This window comes from Bradyrhizobium sp. USDA3010 (genome assembly GCF_056429065.1).
In genome coordinates, this window is sequence record NZ_JBWJZD010000001.1 from 187,501 (window position 1) to 206,917 (window position 19,417).

Below are 19,417 nucleotides of genomic sequence, written 5' to 3' on the forward strand. Positions count from 1 at the left end.
GTTTGGTTGGGTTTGGTAAGACGGTAAGTCCCCCTAGCCCATCCAGTGCTCTACCCCCTGAGGTATTCATCCGAGGCGATACCTAAATATCTTTCGCGGAGAACCAGCTATTTCCCAGTTTGATTGGCCTTTCACCCCTAACCACAAGTCATCGGAGTCTTTTTCAACAGACACCCGTTCGGTCCTCCAGTGAGTGTTACCTCACCTTCAACCTGCTCATGGCTAGATCACTAGGTTTCGGGTCTAATACAACGAACTTGACGCCCTATTCAGACTCGCTTTCGCTGCGCCTTCGCCTATCGGCTTAAGCTTGCTCGTTAAATTAAGTCGCTGGCCCATAATACAAAAGGTACGACGTCACCCAGAACGTATCTTGGGCTCCGTCTGTTTGTAGGTGTCCGGTTTCAGGTCTATTTCACTCCCCTCGTCGGGGTGCTTTTCACCTTTCCCTCACGGTACTGGTTCACTATCGGTCGCTGAGGAGTACTTAGGCTTGGAGGGTGGTCCCCCCGTGTTCAGACAGGATTACACGTGTCCCGCCTTACTCGTGGATACATCATCGCATTACTCGTACGGGGCTATCACCCTCTGAGGCCCTGCTTTCCTGACAGGTTCCGATTGTCTTTGATGTATCACTGGCCTGGTCCGCGTTCGCTCGCCACTACTAACGGAGTCTCGATTGATGTCCTTTCCTCCAGGTACTTAGATGTTTCAGTTCCCTGGGTTCGCTTAAAACCTCCTATTTTATTCGGAAGTCTCATACCTTCTCTTGATAACCGGAAATCCAAAACCTCGCGGTCTGATTTCTTCCATTTCTGGTCGAACCCCAAAACACAAGGTCTTGGAGTTCCGGCTATCGAAGGTGGGTTTCCCCATTCGGAAATCCGTGGATCAAAGCTTCTTCGCAGCTCCCCACGGCTTATCGCAGCGTAGCACGTCCTTCATCGCCTCTCAGCGCCAAGGCATCCACCGAACACCCTTAAGGCACTTGATTGCTCTCATTATCAATGTCCACACACTCGGCAGAATGTTGTCTGCACAACTGCCATTGAAGGCGCGCATCCTCGATGAATGCGATTGCGCAGCCGGACATTGACTAGAAAGACCAGCTTGCTTCGTAAGATCGGCCCGATAGCGAGGCGGTCAAGCTTCGCTACAAAGATCGTTTTACAACTCGCTCATCTCTCACTCATCTTGCGATGGGCTGCGATGCGCGAGCGCCGAAAACGATCTGGAGATTAGGAATGGTACCCGCGAATTGCTTCGCAGATCCAAACTCGGATCGATCTCCTCTTTACGATGTCAGAAAACACGCACGTCACCGTCCATCCGGACCAATGAGTGCGAAGTGATGTTTCGCGGACGATATGAACAGAGCTTCTTGCACCAAGTGCATTGTCGAGCCTCAATTCCATCTGGTGGAGCCAGACGGGATCGAACCGACGACCTCATGCTTGCAAAGCACGCGCTCTCCCAGCTGAGCTATGGCCCCGTACCAGAAGACGAATGCTCTGCACTCGATCAAAATGGTGGGCCTGGGAAGACTTGAACTTCCGACCTCACGCTTATCAAGCGCGCGCTCTAACCAACTGAGCTACAAGCCCCTAACACGAGGGACATGCCGGCGCGCACACGACTTGTCGTCGATGCATCGCACAGCGCTCAGCCCTGGCGCGTGTTCGTCCGCGAAGAAAGAGAAACGAAGACGGCGAAATCCCGCCAATGGAGCTCAACAATCCTGAAACTGTTGGCCCCTGAATGTTTCTAAAACGGTTCGATAGTGAGCGTGAGCTCGCTGAAGAACCATCCTTAGAAAGGAGGTGATCCAGCCGCAGGTTCCCCTACGGCTACCTTGTTACGACTTCACCCCAGTCGCTGACCCTACCGTGGCCGGCTGCCTCCCTTGCGGGTTAGCGCACCGTCTTCAGGTAAAACCAACTCCCATGGTGTGACGGGCGGTGTGTACAAGGCCCGGGAACGTATTCACCGTGGCGTGCTGATCCACGATTACTAGCGATTCCAACTTCATGGGCTCGAGTTGCAGAGCCCAATCCGAACTGAGACGGCTTTTTGAGATTTGCGAAGGGTCGCCCCTTAGCATCCCATTGTCACCGCCATTGTAGCACGTGTGTAGCCCAGCCCGTAAGGGCCATGAGGACTTGACGTCATCCCCACCTTCCTCGCGGCTTATCACCGGCAGTCTCCTTAGAGTGCTCAACTAAATGGTAGCAACTAAGGACGGGGGTTGCGCTCGTTGCGGGACTTAACCCAACATCTCACGACACGAGCTGACGACAGCCATGCAGCACCTGTCTCCGGTCCAGCCGAACTGAAGAACTCCGTCTCTGGAGTCCGCGACCGGGATGTCAAGGGCTGGTAAGGTTCTGCGCGTTGCGTCGAATTAAACCACATGCTCCACCGCTTGTGCGGGCCCCCGTCAATTCCTTTGAGTTTTAATCTTGCGACCGTACTCCCCAGGCGGAATGCTTAAAGCGTTAGCTGCGCCACTAGTGAGTAAACCCACTAACGGCTGGCATTCATCGTTTACGGCGTGGACTACCAGGGTATCTAATCCTGTTTGCTCCCCACGCTTTCGTGCCTCAGCGTCAGTATCGGGCCAGTGAGCCGCCTTCGCCACTGGTGTTCTTGCGAATATCTACGAATTTCACCTCTACACTCGCAGTTCCACTCACCTCTCCCGAACTCAAGATCTTCAGTATCAAAGGCAGTTCTGGAGTTGAGCTCCAGGATTTCACCCCTGACTTAAAGACCCGCCTACGCACCCTTTACGCCCAGTGATTCCGAGCAACGCTAGCCCCCTTCGTATTACCGCGGCTGCTGGCACGAAGTTAGCCGGGGCTTATTCTTGCGGTACCGTCATTATCTTCCCGCACAAAAGAGCTTTACAACCCTAGGGCCTTCATCACTCACGCGGCATGGCTGGATCAGGCTTGCGCCCATTGTCCAATATTCCCCACTGCTGCCTCCCGTAGGAGTTTGGGCCGTGTCTCAGTCCCAATGTGGCTGATCATCCTCTCAGACCAGCTACTGATCGTCGCCTTGGTGAGCCATTACCTCACCAACTAGCTAATCAGACGCGGGCCGATCTTTCGGCGATAAATCTTTCCCCGTAAGGGCTTATCCGGTATTAGCACAAGTTTCCCTGTGTTGTTCCGAACCAAAAGGTACGTTCCCACGCGTTACTCACCCGTCTGCCGCTGACATATTGCTATGCCCGCTCGACTTGCATGTGTTAAGCCTGCCGCCAGCGTTCGCTCTGAGCCAGGATCAAACTCTCAAGTTGGACTTGAACTTTGAACCGGCTGATCACAACGTTTGACGAGGTCCCACCATTCTTCGCCGACCGAAGTCTGCGAGCTGCCTACGATTCACATCGCTGGCAACGATGGTGTAACCTTTAAACGTGTACCGCCGAAGTCTTTCGTCCACCCTCAGAAAGTCAAAAGCCGAAGCTTTCAAGTATTCCGAGAGACGCAAGGACTCCGCCGTCCACGTTTCTCTTTCTTCATCTTCACTTGTCAAACAGCCCGGGATCCAATGACCCCACACCCTTAGAGGGTGGTTCTACCCTTCAGCGACGAACAGTGAACCTCAACCGATTTATGTCGGCTGCTGTGTCACTCATCGAAGTGAGGAGCATCAGTGGCGCGTTCGCTCGCCTTGGTCAGTGACCCGGCGGCGCCGCGCTCAGTGGTTGGTTTATAGTCCCCACCCCTCGGGATTGTCAACGACCATTGTCAACAAATCGTCGCACGCCCAAATCGCGTGTGCAGTGCGAAAAAGCTCTCGTGTTTTCTATGACTTAGATCGGAGGTAAAAATTCGCAACCCAACGCGCGCCGCAAAAAACTTCAAAAAAAGTTTGTCGCCGAAGGGCTCGTGAGGCCCTCCGGAACGGGTTCCCCGGCGCTCCAGAGCGGGCGGCGGCATCGACCTGCTTCAGGAAACTTTTCCATCTCAAATGCCGCACTTGAGCCACAATCCTGCGACGTTCTGGCTATATGACATGCATTGAACCGCTCGAAACCTGTGGGGGCTCGGGTGGTTTTTCTGAGGGACCAGGCGATTTTCTCCAAGAACCCGTCGCCTCTTCCCTTCGCGGCCGAGCAACATCGAGAGATCTGCACACCATTGACGTTCGAGAGTGCGGCTAGCTAATGGCCTTCGTCTTCTCGACTTCGATGCGTGTGGCTCGCCACACTGCCGAGATTCCTCTTCAGGGGATCGAGGTGGGGACGAGGACGAGCAGAGGTCGATCGCAGTTGCTGGAATTTGGGGGGATATCGGGTTGAGCCAACGGGCGTCACGCGGAAGCGGCATTGGGCGCGAGACCGGGATGATCGATCTCGGTCACGAACCGCCGCTTTCAGTCGACGGCACCGAGGCTGCGGTGATCGATCGCCGCCGTGTCTCCGTACAATGGTTCAGCGGCACCATTCTGACCGGACTATGTGGCGCGGCCCTGATCGGCGGCGCCGTTTTTGCGTCGCTCGATGGCGAGATGACCTTCGCCAAGGTGCCGGAGCGCGTCGAAGGCGCGCTGCGCGGCGCCTTCACCGGCAATGATCGCGTCGTCAGCCTGCACAAGGGCGACCGCCTGCCGCCGCCGAGCGAATCCTCCGCCTCCCGCAGCCTGGTGCGCGTGTCGACCGTGACCCGCGTCGGCAATCGCGACGTGATGCGGGTGCGGCCCTTCATCCGGATTTCCGGCAATCTCTCGATGACCACGAGCGATCTGTCGTCCAAGATACCGGCGTTCAACGCGCAGCGTCTGTTGACCGATGTCGGCTCTGACACGCCCGCTGCGGCCGAGGATCCGAATGCGGCCGACGCCGCCGAGCCCGACGCCGAGGTCTCTTTCGTCACCAAGGATCTCGGATCCGTGCTGCCGAAAGCCAAGCTCGCCGCCGTTGTCGCGCTCGACGACGTGCTGATGCGGGTCCGCGACGCTGCCAACTGGCGCGGCTCCGGCGGTTCGGTGCGCTACGCGTCACTCGCCAATGCCGCGGCCGATGCCACCGGCGCCGGTCCCGATATCAGGATGGCCTACGCCACCGAGGGCAACACCTCCGACCCCTATGCAGGCTTCGAGACGCGCGTGGTGCCGGAGAACGTCACCCTGCTGCCGAAGACCAAGGAGCAGGTCACCGGCGGCAATCCGGTCGGCGAACGGGTTCACCTCGTCAAGAAGGGCGACAGCATCACCTCGATCCTGCGCGATCAGGGCGCAACGCCCGACGAGGCGAAGGCGATTGCCGCAACGCTCGGCCCGCGCGGCCGCGACGGCGGCCTGAAGGAAGGCCAAAAGGTGCGGATCCTGATGGCGCCGTCAGCACCGGGCGCCCGGCTGCAACCCTATCGGGTGATCGTCGCCAACGACTCCGTCGTCGAAGCGGTCGCCGCACTGTCCGATATCGGCAAATACGTTGCCGTCGACGTGCAGAGCATGAACACCACGACCGATACCGCCGACAATTCCAGCGACGATGAAGAGGATGATGGCAGCGGCGTGCGGCTCTATCAGAGCATTTACGAGACCGCGCTGCGCAACAAGGTGCCCGCGACCGTCATCGACGATATGGTCAAGATCTACTCCTATGACGTCGATTTCCAGCGCAAGGTCCAGCCCGGCGACTCGTTCGACGTGTTCTATGCCGGCGAGGATGAGGGCGTCACCAGCACCGAAAAGACCGAAGTGCTCTACGCCGCGCTGACCGTCGGCGGCGAAACCAAGAAATACTACCGCTTCCAGAGCTCCGACGACGGCGTCGTCGACTACTATGACGAGACCGGCAAGAGCGCGAAGAAGTTCCTGGTCCGCAAGCCGGTCAACAACGCGATCATGCGTTCGGGCTTCGGCGGCCGCCGCCATCCGATCCTCGGCTACGTGAAGATGCACACCGGCGTCGACTGGGCCACCGCCTACGGAACGCCGATCTTCGCCTCCGGCAACGGCATGCTCGAGAAGGTCGGGTACGAGGGCGGTTACGGCAAATATATCCGCATCAAGCATTCCAATGGCTACGAGACGGCTTACGGCCATATGTCGGCCTTCGCCAAGGGCATGGAGATCGGCAAGAAGGTGCGGCAGGGCCAGGTGATCGGGTTTGTCGGCTCGACCGGCCAGTCGACCGGCCCGCACGTCCACTACGAAATCCTGGTCAACGGCCGATTCGTCGACCCGATGCGCGTGAAACTGCCGCGCGGCCGCTCGCTCGAAGGCCCGATGCTGACGGGCTTCGAGAAGGAGCGCGACCGGATCGAAGCCCAGATGTCCAGCCGCGGCAGCTCGCGCATCGTCTCGGATGCCACCGGCAGCGCGCCGATGACGCGGACCATCAGCAACCGCTGATGATGCAAAAGGCCGGCCCGTCCGGCCGCGCAGATCCCAGGAAACGCTGCAGGCGCAGATCAGATGCGATGCCGTTTCGAGGCCATGACGCCGGCAGTTTCAACAAATTTCGGGCCCGAGGACGGGAACCCGAACGGCGATCATCCAGTTGATTCAGCAGTAAAAACCTCCAATGGAGGGTGTCATGGAGAACTGGACCAACGCAAAACTGTGCGACGTCGCAAACCTGATCCTCGGCGCGATTCTCTTCCTGTCGCCGTGGCTGCTCAAGTTCGACGCCGGCACGGTTTCCACCAACGCCCACATCGTCGGCCTCGTGATGGCGGTCCTTGCGATCGCCGCGCTCGCGGCATTCGCGGTCTGGGAAGAATGGCTGAACCTCGTCGTCGGGCTTTGGGCAATGGTCTCACCCTGGGTCCTCGGGTTCCAGGCAATGACCACCGCGACGACCGTGCACGTGGTGATCGGCATCGCCGTCGCCGTCCTTGCCGCGATCGAACTCTGGGCGATGTCCCAGCATCCGCCTCGGCTCACAACGCACAGCTGAGGCCTTGAAACGATGCGTCCCTACCCGCTGGCGCGGATCGCCGGCGGGCGGGGGTTTGGTCGTGCTCAACGAAGATATCCACAAGGATTTGCGCCATGACCCAGCTCACCCGCGACGATGTGCTTAAAGCCGTCGGCCACGCCGACGATGTCACCATCGCCAGGATCATCGCATCCGGCGCCACGATCACCGAGCTTGCGGAAGCCCAGGCCTGGCTTGCCAATGACGAGCCGCTGATGAACGCCGGCAGGCCGCTGGCCACAGGCCGCACCCGCGAGCTGGTCGATATCCTGTCCGAACTCGAACCCGCCGATGACGACGAGCCCGGTCAGCTCAGTCCACCGATCGTTCCGCAGGACTAGCCTGGACAACGAAGCCCTCCCCGCGACCGCGGGGAGGGCTTTTGCATGCGCGTGTCAGTTCAGCTTGCGTTTCGAGACCGGGGTCTCGAACTGCACGATTTCGGCGGTTTTGGGCACCTGACCGTTGAAGGTCAGCACGTTGCCCTTCTCCGAGATCACCACGCGATCGCCGTCCTTGACGTCGCCGGCGAGGATCATCTCGGCCAGTGGGTCATGCACGCTGCGCTGGATCACCCGCTTCAACGGGCGGGCGCCATAAGCCGGATCCCAGCCCTTTTCCGCGAGCCAATTCCGCGCCTTCGCGTCGAGCGTGAGCTCGATCTTGCGATCCTCGAGCAGCTTGGTCAGCCGCGCGAACTGGATCTCGACGATGCGGCCCATCTCGTTCCGCTGCAGCCGGTGGAACAGGATGATCTCGTCGATGCGGTTCAGGAATTCCGGCCTGAAATGCGCCCGCACCACGCCCATCACCTGATCGCGGACCGCCGCGGTGTCCTCGCCTTCCGGCTGATTCACCAGGAATTCCGAACCGAGGTTCGAAGTCATGATGATCAGCGTGTTGCGGAAGTCGACGGTGCGGCCCTGACCATCGGTCAGGCGGCCGTCATCGAGCACCTGCAACAACACGTTGAAGACGTCGGGATGCGCCTTCTCGATCTCGTCGAACAGCACGACCTGGTAGGGCCGGCGCCGCACGGCTTCGGTCAGTGCGCCGCCCTCGTCGTAGCCGACATAGCCCGGAGGCGCGCCGATCAGCCGCGAGACCGAGTGCTTCTCCATGAACTCGGACATGTCGAGGCGAACCATCGCGGTCTCATCGTTGAACAGGTCAGCGGCGAGCGCCTTGGTCAGCTCGGTCTTGCCGACGCCGGTGGGGCCCAAGAACATGAACGAGCCGGTCGGCCGGTTCGGATCCTGCAGGCCTGCGCGGGCACGGCGCACCGCGGTTGCCACCGCACGCACCGCTTCGGCCTGGCCGACGACGCGCTTGGCGAGTGCGTCCTCCATTTTCAGGAGCTTGTCCTTTTCGCCCTCGAGCATCTTGTCGACCGGCACGCCGGTCCAGCGCGAGACGACCTGCGCGATGTGGTTGGCGGTGACCGCCTCCTCCATCATCTCACTGCCGTTCTGCTTACCGCTTTCGCTGGCCTCGATCTCGGCGAGCTTCTTTTCCAGCTCGGGAATCCGGCCGTAGGCCAGCTCGCCCGCCTTCTGGAATTCGCCGCGACGCTGCGCATTGGCAAGCTCGACGCGGAGCGCATCGAGTTCGCTCTTCAGCTTCTGGGCATTGGAGAGCTTGTTCTTCTCCGCGCTCCAGCGCGCCGTCAGCGCCGCCGACCTCTCCTCGAGCCCGGCGAGCTCCTTCTCCAGGGTCTGCAAGCGGCTCTTCGAGCCGGCATCGTTCTCCTTCTTCAGCGCCTCCTGCTCGATCTTCAGGCGGATGATGTCGCGATCCAGCGAATCGAGCTCTTCCGGTTTGGAATCGACCTGCATCTTCAGCCGCGCCGCCGCCTCGTCCATCAGGTCGATGGCCTTGTCGGGCAGGAAGCGGTCGGTGATGTAGCGGTTCGACAGCGTGGTCGCGGCCACCAACGCGGAGTCGGTGATGCGCACGCCGTGATGCTGCTCGTATTTGTCCTTGAGGCCGCGCAGGATCGAGATGGTATCCTCGACCGTCGGCTCGCTGACATAGATCGGCTGAAACCGGCGGGCCAGCGCCGCATCCTTTTCGACATGCTTGCGGTACTCGTCGAGCGTGGTCGCACCGATACAATGCAGCTCACCGCGCGCGAGCGCAGGCTTCAGGAGGTTGGACGCGTCCATCGCGCCGTCGGTCTTGCCGGCGCCGATCAGGGTGTGCATCTCGTCGATGAACAGGATGATGCCGCCCTCCGCGGACGAGACCTCCTGCAGGACGGACTTCAGCCGCTCCTCGAACTCGCCGCGATATTTCGCGCCGGCGATCAAGGCGCCCATGTCGAGCGACAAGAGCTTCTTGTCCTTCAGGCTCTCCGGCACGTCGCCGTTCAGAATGCGCAGCGCCAGCCCCTCGACTATCGCGGTCTTGCCGACGCCGGGTTCGCCGATCAGGACGGGATTGTTCTTGGTCCGCCGCGACAGCACCTGGATGGTACGGCGGATCTCCTCGTCACGGCCGATCACCGGGTCGAGCTTGCCGTCGCGCGCAGCCTGGGTCAGGTCGCGGGCATATTTCTTCAGCGCGTCGTAGGCGTTTTCGGCCGTCGCGGAATCAGCGGTGCGGCCCTTGCGCAGCGCTTCGATCGCCGCATTCAGGTTCTGCGCCGTGACGCCGCCCTTGCTCAGGATGGAGGCCGCCTCGCTGCCCTTCTCGAGCGTGAGCCCGAGCAGCAGCCGCTCGACGGTGACAAAGCTGTCGCCGGTCTTGTCGGCGGCCTTTTCCGCCGCATCGAAGGCGCGCGCCAGCTCCGGCGACAGGTAGACCTGTCCGGCACCATTGCCCGAGACCTTCGGCAGCTTGTTCAGCGCCTCTTCGGTCGCTTTCAGGATCGCCCTGGAATTGCCGCCTGCACGGTCGATCAGACCGCCGGCGAGCCCCTCATTGTCGTCCAGCAGCACCTTCAACAGATGCAAGGGCGAGAACTGCTGGTGACCGTCGCGCATTGCGAGCGACTGGGCAGACTGGATGAATCCGCGCGAGCGCTCGGTGTACTTCTCAATGTTCATTCGTTTTCCCTCGGCCTGCCATTGTCACCCATTCAGGCATGACAACGGCATCTTCATTGGGTTTCCGCGGGCCGCGTTGACGTTCCTCAACCAGCCTCTGGTCGTCGCCATCATTTTTCAGGCTTGCCGCAGATGTGGGCACTTGGTTCCAAAACGGAAGAGCCACAGTCGGCGATTTCACCCGACGAATCTCAGCGCCGCACAATGGCGACAAGGTAGCGGCAGGGCTGAGCAGTTTCGTTACGGAAGACGATGTCGGACGGCGGCCCTAGCTCGATGCGGTCACCCGCGGCGAGCTCGTGGCGCTCCGCCCCTTCCATCAAGGTGAGGCGGCCGCTGATGACCCAGACCACCTGACGGACTAGGTGATAGGCGCTGGCCGGGAAGCCGGCTTCCTGCCCGGCAGGCAGCTCGACCTCCACCAGCTCCAGCGGATTGGCCGGATGCAGGAACACCTGCCGCCGCAGATAGGCCGCCTTCGGGTCGCGCCACACCGGCTGATCCTTGGCCCGCTGCAGGCGGGAACTGTGTGAGGCAACCTCGAACAGCGCGGCCATGGTCAGGCCATAGGCCGTGGCAATCCGCGACAGCGTCGCCGCTGTCGGGCTGGCCTCCGCCCGCTCGATCTTGCTCAGCATGGCCTTGGACACGCCGGCCCGCCCGGCGAGTTCCGCCAGCGACCAGCCGCGGCCCTCCCGCTCGGCGCGAACCCGCCGCCCGAGAGCCTCATCCGCGTTGTCTTCTATAATTGACATTACGTCTTATATAGTGGACGATCGGGTTTGTGCAAGAGGCCCGTCGAGGAACGACCGAATGATGATCCGCCCCGCCACCGAGCAGGACATCCCTGCGATCACCGCGATCTTCAACGAGGCGGTCGCCAACTCGAACGCGATCTGGACCGAGAAGCAGGATTCCGACGCCGAACGGCTGACCTGGATGCAGGCCCGGCTGGCACTGGGCTACCCGGTGCTGGTCGCAGCCGAAGGGCCGGTGGTGCTTGGGTATGGCGCGTTCGGCGATTTCCGCGCCTTCCCGGGTTACCGCTACAGCGTCGAGCACAGCGTCTACATCCATGCCGACCATCGCGGCCGCGGCCTTGGCCGTGTCATCGTCGATGAGCTCGTGTCCACGGCAACGGCGCTCGGCAAGCACGTCATGATCGCCGGCATCGACGGCGGCAATCCCGCTTCGCTGCGGCTGCACGCGCGGGCCGGCTTTGTCGAGGTCGCGCGGATGCCGGAGGTCGGGCGCAAGTTCGGCCGCTGGCTCGATCTCGTGTTCATGCAGCGCCTGCTGGATGCCGCAGGCGCGGCGCGGCCCGACTAGCTGCCTTACTCTCGGCGGCGGTTCTCCTCGCGCGCCAAACAGGCTAGAGCGGGAGCATGGACAGCACGCACACCTCCTCCGCCCGGATCACCGGCATCTACCGCTATCCCGTCAAGGGTCTGACGCCCGAGCCCCTGCCCCGCGCCGAGCTCAAGGTCGGCGAGACGCTCCGCTCCGATCGCCGCTACGCGATCGAGAACGGTCCGAGCGGTTTCGATCCCTCGGCGCCGAAATGGCTGCCGAAGCCGCATTTCCTGATGCTGCAGCGGGACGAGTGGCTGGCGCCGCTGCGCGCCCATTTCGACGATGACAGCCATGTGCTGACCTTGCGCCGGGACGGCGCGATGGTGGCCCAGGGCGATCTCGAGACGGCAGCCGGGCGCGCGGCGATCGAGCGCTATTTCGCCGATCGTCATGCCGGCCAGATCAAGGGACCGCCCAAGGTGCTGGTGAGTCCCGGGCACAGTTTTTCCGACGTGCCGCGCAAGGTGGTCTCGATCATCAATCTGGCGAGCCTGCGGGCGATCGAGGACATGGTGCAGGCGCCGGTCCATCCGTTGCGCTTCCGCGCCAATCTCTATGTCGAGGGTTGGCCGGCCTGGCATGAGGCCAGCCTGCTCGACCAGACCATTGCGATCGGCAGCGCACGGGCCAAGGTGGTGAAGCGCATCACCCGCTGCGCCGCGGTCAATGTCGATCCCGACACCGGCGCGCGCAACCTCTCGGTCCCGAACACGCTGATGCAGCGCTTCGGCAACAACGAATGCGGCATCTACGCCGAGATCATCAGCGACGGCGGCGCGGCCGTCGGCGACACGATTGCCGCCGAATAGCCTGTAGTGTCGCAAGCGGGCAAGACGCGCGTGCGCCCTGCCCAGCTTTCGACAGCTCAGTTCGTCGGCATCACATAGGCATAGATCCGGCCGCGCGAGACCGGGGTCTCGCGGACGCGATGACCGCTATTGCCCGAGATCATGATCGGATTGCCCTTGGCGTCGACGCCGGTGATGATCCCGACATGACCGCCGCCGCGACGGCCCATCACGGCGATGGCGCCGACCTGCGGCCCGGAGACGCGCTGGCCGTATTTGGCGAACGAACTCGCCATGTCGGAGCCGGTGCCGCGATGGCCGGTCTGCTGCAGCACCATGTTCATGAAGCGCGCGCACCACAGGCTGGAGCGGCCGGTCGGGTTGCCGCCGAGATAGCGGCGCGCCGTGTCGACGATGCCGGAGGAGCCGAAGCCACCTGCCGCGTTCACATCGGTGTTGGACGCGGCCTCAGCGCTGCCCGGTAACACGGCCGCATTGGCCTCGCCAAAGCCGCCCGCCTGCATCTGGGCGCGACGCTCGGTGCGAGACGGCCGCGCTGCGTGCCGATGGTGATGATGGGAATAGTGCCGCGCGTGATGGCCGACATGGGCCGAATGCGCGTGACGCGAATGATGCGGACGGGCGGACGCCGGAGCGGCGGAGATCACGGCGAGCGTGAGCGAACACAGAGCCAACGCCAAAACTCGAAGCGACCGGCGAAACGCAAGCAACTGAACCATACTTCACGAGATCCTCTGAAACGCCCCCCAACTCCCCGTCGCATTCCCTCGGAAACGCGGCGGTGGTTTTGAAGATCGGGATGTGGCGAGAGGAAGATTTCATGCGGCGTTGCGAAAACGATTTCGGGGTCATTCCGCGCAAATTCCTTGACGAAAATAGCCAGAATAGCCGCATTGCAGCCGCGGAAATTAATTGCAAATCTGGGAGCGGCCAACGAGAGGAGAATTTCAATGCCCCATGCCATCACGAAAGATAATGTCCGCCTCCATTTCGAAGAGGCGGGCAGTGGCACCCCGATCATCTTTCTGCACGAATTCGCAGCTGATCACACCAACTGGGAACCGCAGATGCGCTACTTCTCGCGCGGACACCGCTGCATCGCCTATTCCGCGCGCGGCTACACGCCGTCGGACGTGCCGCCGAGCGCCGACGTCTACACCTACACGCATTTCTACACCGACGCGCTCGCGGTGCTCGACCACCTCGGCATCGCGAAGGCCCACTTCATCGGGCTCTCGATGGGCTCCTATTCCTCGCTGCAGGTCGCGCTCAACGCGCCGGAGCGCGCGCTGTCGATGACACTGGCCGCTGTCGGCTCCGGCTCAAGCCTCGAGCATCTCGATGCCTTCCGCGCGCAGTGCCGCGCCAATGCCGAGCAGCTCGAGTCCATCGGCTCCGCCGAGGTCGCCAAGGTGACGCGCGAGGCGCCGAGCCGGATTCCGTTCCTGGTCAAGGACCCGCGCGGCCATGCCGATTTCTACGCCGCGCTCGCCCGCCACGACGCCAAGGGCTCAGCCAACACGATGCGCAGCTTCCAGGGCGGCAGGCCCTCGATCTACACCATGACCGACGCCATCAAGCGCGCGGCGACGCCGGCGCTGATCCTGTGCGGCGACGAGGACGACAATTGCATCGCGCCGAGCATGTTCCTGAAGCAGCATCTGCCGGCCGCCGGCCTTTCCTTCTTCCCGAAATCGGGTCACGTGCTCAATCTCGAGGAGCCGGCGCTGTTCAACGAGATGGTCGAGCGCTTCATCGCGCTGGTGGAAGCCGGCCGCTGGCCGGCGCGCGATCCGAAGTCGCTGGTGGCGGCGCCGGTGTGACCCGTCATTCCGGGGCTCGCGAAGCGAGAACCCGGCATCCATTGGGCCGCAGGCTTCGTGGACTAAATGGATTCCGGGCTCGATGCTGCGCATCGCCCCGGAATGACGAGCGTACATTGCTGCGCAGCTACTACTTCCCCTTCCCACCCCGGCTGAGCAGGAACACGCCTTGCTCGCCGAACATGTTCCACACCCACCAGGGCAGGTTGAGCGGCACCGGGCGACCGTAGAGATCGAGCGCCACCGCGCGCTCCATCTTGACGTTGATCTCCTCGCAGAGCTGCACGAAATCCTTGATGGTGCAGAAATGGATGTTCGCGGTGTCGTACCAGCTCGCCGGCAGATTCTCGGTGCGCGGCATGTGACCGCCGACCAGCAGCTGCAGCCGCATCTTCCAGAACCCGAAATTCGGGAACGAGACGATCGCGCGATGGCCGATCCGCAGCAGGTTCTCCAGCACCACTTTGGGCTGCCGCGTCGCCTGCAAGGTCTGCGACAGGATCACATAGTCGAACGCATCATCGGGATAGTTGACGAGGTCGGTGTCGGCGTCGCCCTGCACCACCGCGAGGCCCTTGGCGACGCAGCCATTGACGCCCTCGCGCGACAGCTCGATGCCGCGGCCGTCGATGCCGCGGCTCTCCAGCAATTGCAGCAGTTCGCCGTCGCCGCAGCCGACGTCGAGCACGCGCGAGCCCGGCCGCACCATGTCGGCGACCAGCAGATGATCGGTGCGATAGCCGCCGGTCCGCTCCGGCGCGACGCCCGGCAAGGGCAATGTCTGCTGCATGCTCATGACTGGCCGTCGTCCTTCAGTCCGCGCGCCTTGCCCGCGGCCTGCAGGAAGGCGCGGGAGATCTCCAGGAATTCCGGCACGTCGAGCAGGAACGCGTCATGGCCGCGATCGGTCTCGATCTCGGCGAACGACACCCGTGCGCTCGACGCGTTCAGTGCATGCACCAAGGCACGCGATTCCGAGGTCGGAAACAGCCAGTCGCTGGTGAACGACACCACGCAGAACCGCGTCTTGATGCCGGTGAACGCTTTCGCAAGTACGCCGTTGTGGTCGGCGGCGATGTCGAAATAGTCCATCGCGCGCGTGAGATACAGATAGCTGTTGGCGTCGAAGCGCTCGACAAAGGACGAGCCCTGGTAGCGCAGATAGCTCTCGACCTGGAAATCCGCATCGAACGAGAAGGTCGGCAGCTCGCGATCCTGCATCCGCCGTCCGAACTTGCGGTGCAGCGCGGCGTCCGAGAGATAGGTGATGTGCGCCGCCATCCGCGCCACCGCCAGTCCGCGATGCGGATGGGTGTCCTCGTCGACATAGCGGCCGCCGCGCCAGTCCGGATCGGCCATCACCGCCTGACGGCCGAGCTCGTGGAACGCGATGTTCTGCGCCGAGTGGCGCGTCGAGCACGCGATCGCGAGCGTCGAGAACACGCGCTCGGGATAGGCCGCGGTCCATTGCAGCACCTGCATGCCGCCCATCGAGCCGCCGACCACGCAGAACAGTGTCGCAATGCCGAGGCGATCGATCAGCATCGCCTGCGCGCGCACCATGTCGGGGATCGTAATGATCGGGAAATCGAGCCCCCATACCTTGCCGGTCGCAGGGTTCAGCGACGCCGGGCCAGTCGAGCCCATGCAGCCGCCGATCACGTTGGAGCAGATGATGAAATATTGTTCGGGATCGATCGGCTTGCCGGCGCCGACCATGGTGTCCCACCAGCCGGGCTTGCCGGTGACGGGATGGATGTTGTTGACGTGCTGATCGCCGGTCAGCGCGTGGCAGATCAGGATCGCGTTGGACCTGTCAGCATTGAGCTGGCCATAGGTCTGATAGGCGATCTGGAACGGCGCGAGATCGACGCCGCAATCGAGCTTGAGCGGCTGATCCATGCCGAACTTCGCCACCAATGACGACGGGTGATCGGCCTCATGGGCGCGATCATCGCTCTGAGTTTGCGGGCTCGGTATCGGACGCACGTTGCTCATCTAGGCGACCCTGCCCTCGCACGGGAGGGCTCGAACAGAAATCAGGCCATAAAAAACCCGGCCTGAACAAGGTTCGGCCGGGAGCTGATCTGTCCCCGGCCTGTTTAGCGAGTTGTTTAACGTGGCTGCAAGCCGGCCGGCTCAAATGACCACGGAGTGCAGCGAACCTAGTCCTCAGGCCTGCCGTCGTCAAGGCGGCCAGCGAACCTCCCCTTGCCGGGCGCCGATGGTTAACCGAATGCGCAAGGCACGCCTGCGACGTTTCTCTTTGCTTTCGCTGGCCGTCTTTCCTAATCAGGGACCCTGTCCGGCACGGCATCGGGCCGCCCGGACGACAAGGTTTGAGAGCATGTCCAACCCACCCCCGTCGCCGCCCTCGCTGCAGGAGCTGCGCAAGGAAATCGATGCGATCGACGAGCAGGTTCACCGCCTGCTGATGGCGCGCGGCGACATCATCGACCGCCTGATCCAGGTCAAGAAGACCCAGGAGGTCGGCTCGGCGTTCCGCCCGGCGCGCGAGGCCAGCATGATGCGCGAGCTGGTGAGGCGCCATCGCGGCATCCTGCCGCTCGACACCATCGAGAGCATCTGGCGCGTCATCATCTCGACCTTCACCTATGTGCAGGCGCCGTTCGCCGTGCATGCCGATGTTTCCGTGGGCGAGTCCGCCATGCGCGACTCGGCGCGGTTTCACTTCGGCTTCGTGGTGCCTTACGTGTCGCATTTCAGCGCCCAGGCCGCGGTCGAGGCGGCGGCGAAGTCGAAGGGCGACCTCGCGCTGGTCTCCGCGATCGCGAGCCGCACGCCGTGGTGGAATGCGCTCGAAGCCGATGGCGCGCCGAAGATCATCGCACGGCTGCCGTTCCTCGAACGCGCCGACCATCCCGCCGCGCTGCCGGTGTTCGTGATCTCGCGGGTCGCCGACGACGCCATGGTGACCGAGGTGCAGACCTGGAGCGTGCGCGTCTCCGGCTGGAACGCCGATGTCGCCCGCGCGCTGGCCCCGCTCGCCGAGATCGTCGCGGTCCCCGACACCGCGTTCGACGGCGCGGCGCTCTTGGTCTCGGTCACCGGGCAAGACCTGACCAACAAGGGTTTCGAGAAGATCAAGCTCGCCTTGATCGAGGCCGGCGCCTCGGTGCGCTCTTCGGCCCTCGTCGGCAGCCACGCAACGCGCTATACGGTGCCCTCTAACGGATCGGCCAAGAGCTAGAATAAGAGCCAGGCTAAGCCCATCCGCCCATCGGAGTTGATGATGTCCCGCCCCGTGCCGAATCCCGGCATCCTCGATATTGCGCCCTACACGCCCGGCAAGAGCCCGGTGCCGGAACCGGGCCGCAAGGTGTTCAAGCTGTCCGCCAACGAGACGCCGTTCGGTCCGTCGCCGAAGGCGATCGCGGCCTACAAGGCCGCGGCTGACCATCTCGAGGACTATCCGGAAGGCACCTCGCGGGTGCTGCGCGAGGCGATCGGCCGCGCCTATGGGCTCGACCCCGACCGCATCATCTGCGGCGCCGGCTCCGATGAGATCCTCAATCTCCTGGCGCACACCTATCTCGCGCCGGGCGACGAGGCGATCTCGACCACCCATGGCTTCCTGGTCTACCCGATCGCCACCATGGCGAACGGCGCCAAGAACGTCATCGCGGCCGAGACCGACTTCACCGCTGACGTCGACGCCATCCTCAAGGTGGTGACGCCGCGCACGAAACTGGTCTGGCTCGCCAACCCGAACAATCCGACCGGCACCTATATCCCGTTCGACGAGGTCAAGCGGCTGCGCGCCGAACTCCCGTCGCATGTGCTGCTGGTGCTCGACGCCGCCTATGCCGACTACGTCTCGCGCAACGACTACGAGCTCGGCATCGAGCTGGTCGCGACCACGGACAACACGGTGGTGACGCACACCTTCTCGAAGATCCACGGCCTTGCCGCGCTGCGGGTCGGCTGGATGTTCGGGCCGGCGCATATCGTCGATGCCTGCAACCGCATCCGCGGTCCGTTCAACGTCACGACGCCGGCGATGCTGGCGGCGGTGGCGGCGATCGAGGACTCTGCCCATGTGCAGATGTCGCGGACGCACACCGAACAGTGGCGCAACTGGCTGACCGAGGAGATCCGCAAGCTCGGGCTCAAGGTGACGCCGAGCGTCGCCAACTTCGTGCTGATCCACTTCCCGGTCGACAAGGGCAAGACCGCGGCGGAAGCCGACGCCTATCTCACGCGGCGCGGCCTCGTGCTGCGCGCGCTCAACAATTACAAGCTGCCGCATGCGCTGCGCATGACCATTGGCACCGAGGAAGCCAACCGCCTCGTGGTCGAGGGCCTGCGCGACTTCCTGGCCGGAAAGTGAAAACCGACGTGACCACGGCTCCGCTCTTCAATCGCATCGCGCTGATCGGCTTCGGCCTGATCGGCGGCTCGATCGCGCGCGGCGCGCGCGCGCAAGGCCTGGTCGGCGAGATCGTGACCACCGCGCGCTCGGAGAAGACGCGCGCGCGCGTCGCCGAGCTCGGCATCGTCGATCGCGTCGTCGAGACCAATATCGAGGCGGTGAAGGATGCCGATCTCGTCATCCTCTGTATTCCCGTCGGCGCCTGCGGCCCGGTCGCGGCCGAGATCGCGGCCCACCTCAAGCCCGGCGCGATCATCTCCGACGTCGGCTCGGTGAAGGGCGCCGTCGTCAAGGACATGGCGCCGCATCTGCCCGACGGCGTGCACTTCGTGCCGGCGCATCCGGTGGCCGGCACCGAGCATTCGGGACCGGATTCCGGCTTCGCCGAGCTCTTCATCAACCGCTGGTGCATCCTGACGCCGCCCGAAGGCACCGATCCTGCGGCGACCGACCGGCTGCGCGCGTTCTGGGCCGCGCTCGGCGCCAAGGTCGAGATCATGACGCCGGATCATCATGACCTCGTGCTCGCGATCACCAGCCATCTGCCGCATCTGATCGCCTACACCATCGTCGGCACCGCCGACGAGCTGGCGCAGGTGACGGAATCCGAGGTCATCAAATTCTCCGCCGGCGGCTTCCGCGACTTCACCAGGATCGCGGCGTCCGACCCGACGATGTGGCGCGACGTGTTCCTCGCCAACAAGGACGCCGTGCTCGAAATGCTCGGCACATTCACCGAGGATCTGTCGAAGCTCACCCGCGCGATCCGGCGCGGCGACGGCGAAGCGCTGTTCGACCACTTCACCCGCACCCGCGCCATCCGCCGCGGCATCGTCGAGATCGGCCAGGATTCGGCTGCGCCCGATTTCGGCCGGCCGCATGCGAATTTGAAGAAGTAGCCGGGGCTCGGTCCACACACTCTCCGTCGTCCCTGCGAAAGCAGGGCCATACTCCGCGGCGGATATTGCGGAAGGGACTCGTCAACCCAGTATCGCTATGACAAACTGGCATTCGTGGTTATGGGTCCCTGCTTTCGCAGGGACGACACTGGG

The 19,417-nt window shown here is 63.0% G+C and carries 14 protein-coding genes, 2 tRNA genes, 2 rRNA genes and 1 riboswitch (1 of these 19 cut by a window edge); of the genes, 9 read left to right on the forward strand and 9 right to left on the reverse strand.

The window, feature by feature from the left end; all coding sequences use genetic code 11:
• The 4 genes from AC066Y_RS00790 to AC066Y_RS00805 all read right to left on the reverse strand — a co-directional run.
• Window positions 1-994, reverse strand: a 23S ribosomal RNA gene (locus AC066Y_RS00790); it reaches 1,852 nt to the left of the window's first position.
• A 422-nt stretch (window positions 995-1,416) separates the two neighbouring features.
• Window positions 1,417-1,492 (reverse strand) — tRNA-Ala (locus AC066Y_RS00795).
• A gap of 35 nt (window positions 1,493-1,527) precedes the next feature.
• Window positions 1,528-1,604 (reverse strand) — tRNA-Ile (locus tag AC066Y_RS00800).
• A gap of 209 nt (window positions 1,605-1,813) precedes the next feature.
• A 16S ribosomal RNA gene (locus tag AC066Y_RS00805) occupies window positions 1,814-3,304 on the reverse strand.
• The 16S and 23S rRNA genes sit together here with 2 tRNA genes alongside, the layout of an rRNA operon.
• 1,004 nt (window positions 3,305-4,308) lie before the next feature.
• On the opposite strand from AC066Y_RS00805, the gene AC066Y_RS00810 reads away from it, so the two are divergent.
• The 3 genes from AC066Y_RS00810 (at window position 4,309) to AC066Y_RS00820 (ending at window position 7,281) form a co-directional block, all read left to right on the forward strand.
• Window positions 4,309-6,372 carry a M23 family metallopeptidase gene (locus tag AC066Y_RS00810; protein ID WP_478272237.1) on the forward strand — a complete coding sequence of 688 codons (2,064 nt, stop codon included), beginning with the start codon at window positions 4,309-4,311 and terminating at the stop codon, window positions 6,370-6,372.
• Window positions 6,373-6,556: 184 nt separating this feature from the next.
• On the forward strand, window positions 6,557-6,919 hold the full coding sequence (locus tag AC066Y_RS00815; RefSeq protein WP_478272238.1) for an SPW repeat protein: 363 nt from the start codon (window positions 6,557-6,559) through the stop codon (window positions 6,917-6,919).
• A 95-nt stretch (window positions 6,920-7,014) separates the two neighbouring features.
• The gene (locus tag AC066Y_RS00820) at window positions 7,015-7,281 is read left to right on the forward strand and encodes a hypothetical protein (RefSeq protein ID WP_420966928.1); all 267 of its coding nucleotides are present in this window, start codon (window positions 7,015-7,017) and stop codon (window positions 7,279-7,281) included.
• Between the two features lie 54 nt (window positions 7,282-7,335).
• Here AC066Y_RS00820 and clpB read toward each other — a convergent pair whose 3' ends face one another.
• Window positions 7,336-9,987, reverse strand: a complete 2,652-nt coding sequence (clpB, locus tag AC066Y_RS00825) for an ATP-dependent chaperone ClpB (protein ID WP_478272239.1) — start codon at window positions 9,985-9,987, stop codon at window positions 7,336-7,338.
• Window positions 9,988-10,178: 191 nt separating this feature from the next.
• Entirely contained in the window at window positions 10,179-10,742 is a 564-nt protein-coding gene (locus AC066Y_RS00830) for a helix-turn-helix domain-containing protein (RefSeq protein WP_478272240.1), read from the reverse strand.
• A gap of 58 nt (window positions 10,743-10,800) precedes the next feature.
• Between AC066Y_RS00830 and AC066Y_RS00835 the strand changes: the two genes are divergently transcribed.
• On the forward strand, window positions 10,801-11,316 hold the full coding sequence (locus AC066Y_RS00835; RefSeq protein ID WP_478272241.1) for an N-acetyltransferase family protein: 516 nt from the start codon (window positions 10,801-10,803) through the stop codon (window positions 11,314-11,316).
• 56 nt (window positions 11,317-11,372) lie between these two features.
• A complete protein-coding gene (locus tag AC066Y_RS00840) occupies window positions 11,373-12,149 on the forward strand; it encodes an MOSC domain-containing protein (RefSeq protein ID WP_478272242.1) in 777 nt (258 codons plus the stop codon).
• Between the two features lie 56 nt (window positions 12,150-12,205).
• Here AC066Y_RS00840 and AC066Y_RS00845 read toward each other — a convergent pair whose 3' ends face one another.
• Window positions 12,206-12,868, reverse strand: a complete 663-nt coding sequence (locus AC066Y_RS00845) for a TIGR02594 family protein (RefSeq protein WP_478272243.1) — start codon at window positions 12,866-12,868, stop codon at window positions 12,206-12,208.
• Between the two features lie 231 nt (window positions 12,869-13,099).
• Here AC066Y_RS00845 and AC066Y_RS00850 point away from each other — a divergent pair, with 231 nt between their 5' ends.
• Window positions 13,100-13,972, forward strand: coding sequence for an alpha/beta fold hydrolase (locus tag AC066Y_RS00850; protein ID WP_478272244.1), 873 nt, complete (start codon window positions 13,100-13,102; stop codon window positions 13,970-13,972).
• A 130-nt stretch (window positions 13,973-14,102) separates the two neighbouring features.
• On the opposite strand, the gene metW is transcribed toward AC066Y_RS00850, so the two are convergent.
• Together metW and metX are read right to left on the reverse strand one after the other, a co-directional pair.
• Window positions 14,103-14,768 carry a methionine biosynthesis protein MetW gene (gene metW / locus AC066Y_RS00855; protein WP_478272245.1) on the reverse strand — a complete coding sequence of 222 codons (666 nt, stop codon included), beginning with the start codon at window positions 14,766-14,768 and terminating at the stop codon, window positions 14,103-14,105.
• Window positions 14,765-15,970: a homoserine O-acetyltransferase MetX gene (gene metX, locus AC066Y_RS00860; protein WP_478272246.1), complete on the reverse strand. Its 1,206-nt coding sequence runs from the start codon at window positions 15,968-15,970 to the stop codon at window positions 14,765-14,767. The genes metW and metX overlap by 4 nt, the downstream gene beginning before the upstream one ends.
• A gap of 83 nt (window positions 15,971-16,053) precedes the next feature.
• Window positions 16,054-16,133: riboswitch (SAM riboswitch) on the reverse strand.
• 186 nt (window positions 16,134-16,319) lie between these two features.
• Here metX and AC066Y_RS00865 point away from each other — a divergent pair.
• Genes AC066Y_RS00865 through AC066Y_RS00875 form a run of 3 tightly spaced genes read left to right on the forward strand, consistent with a single transcriptional unit; the run spans window position 16,320 to window position 19,264 of the window.
• Window positions 16,320-17,183, forward strand: a complete 864-nt coding sequence (locus AC066Y_RS00865) for a chorismate mutase (protein WP_478272247.1) — start codon at window positions 16,320-16,322, stop codon at window positions 17,181-17,183.
• Between the two features lie 42 nt (window positions 17,184-17,225).
• A complete protein-coding gene (gene hisC / locus AC066Y_RS00870) occupies window positions 17,226-18,323 on the forward strand; it encodes a histidinol-phosphate transaminase (protein ID WP_478272248.1) in 1,098 nt (365 codons plus the stop codon).
• Window positions 18,324-18,331: 8 nt separating this feature from the next.
• Window positions 18,332-19,264: a prephenate/arogenate dehydrogenase family protein gene (locus AC066Y_RS00875; protein WP_478272249.1), complete on the forward strand. Its 933-nt coding sequence runs from the start codon at window positions 18,332-18,334 to the stop codon at window positions 19,262-19,264.
• The last annotated feature ends 153 nt before the right edge of the window (window positions 19,265-19,417 follow it).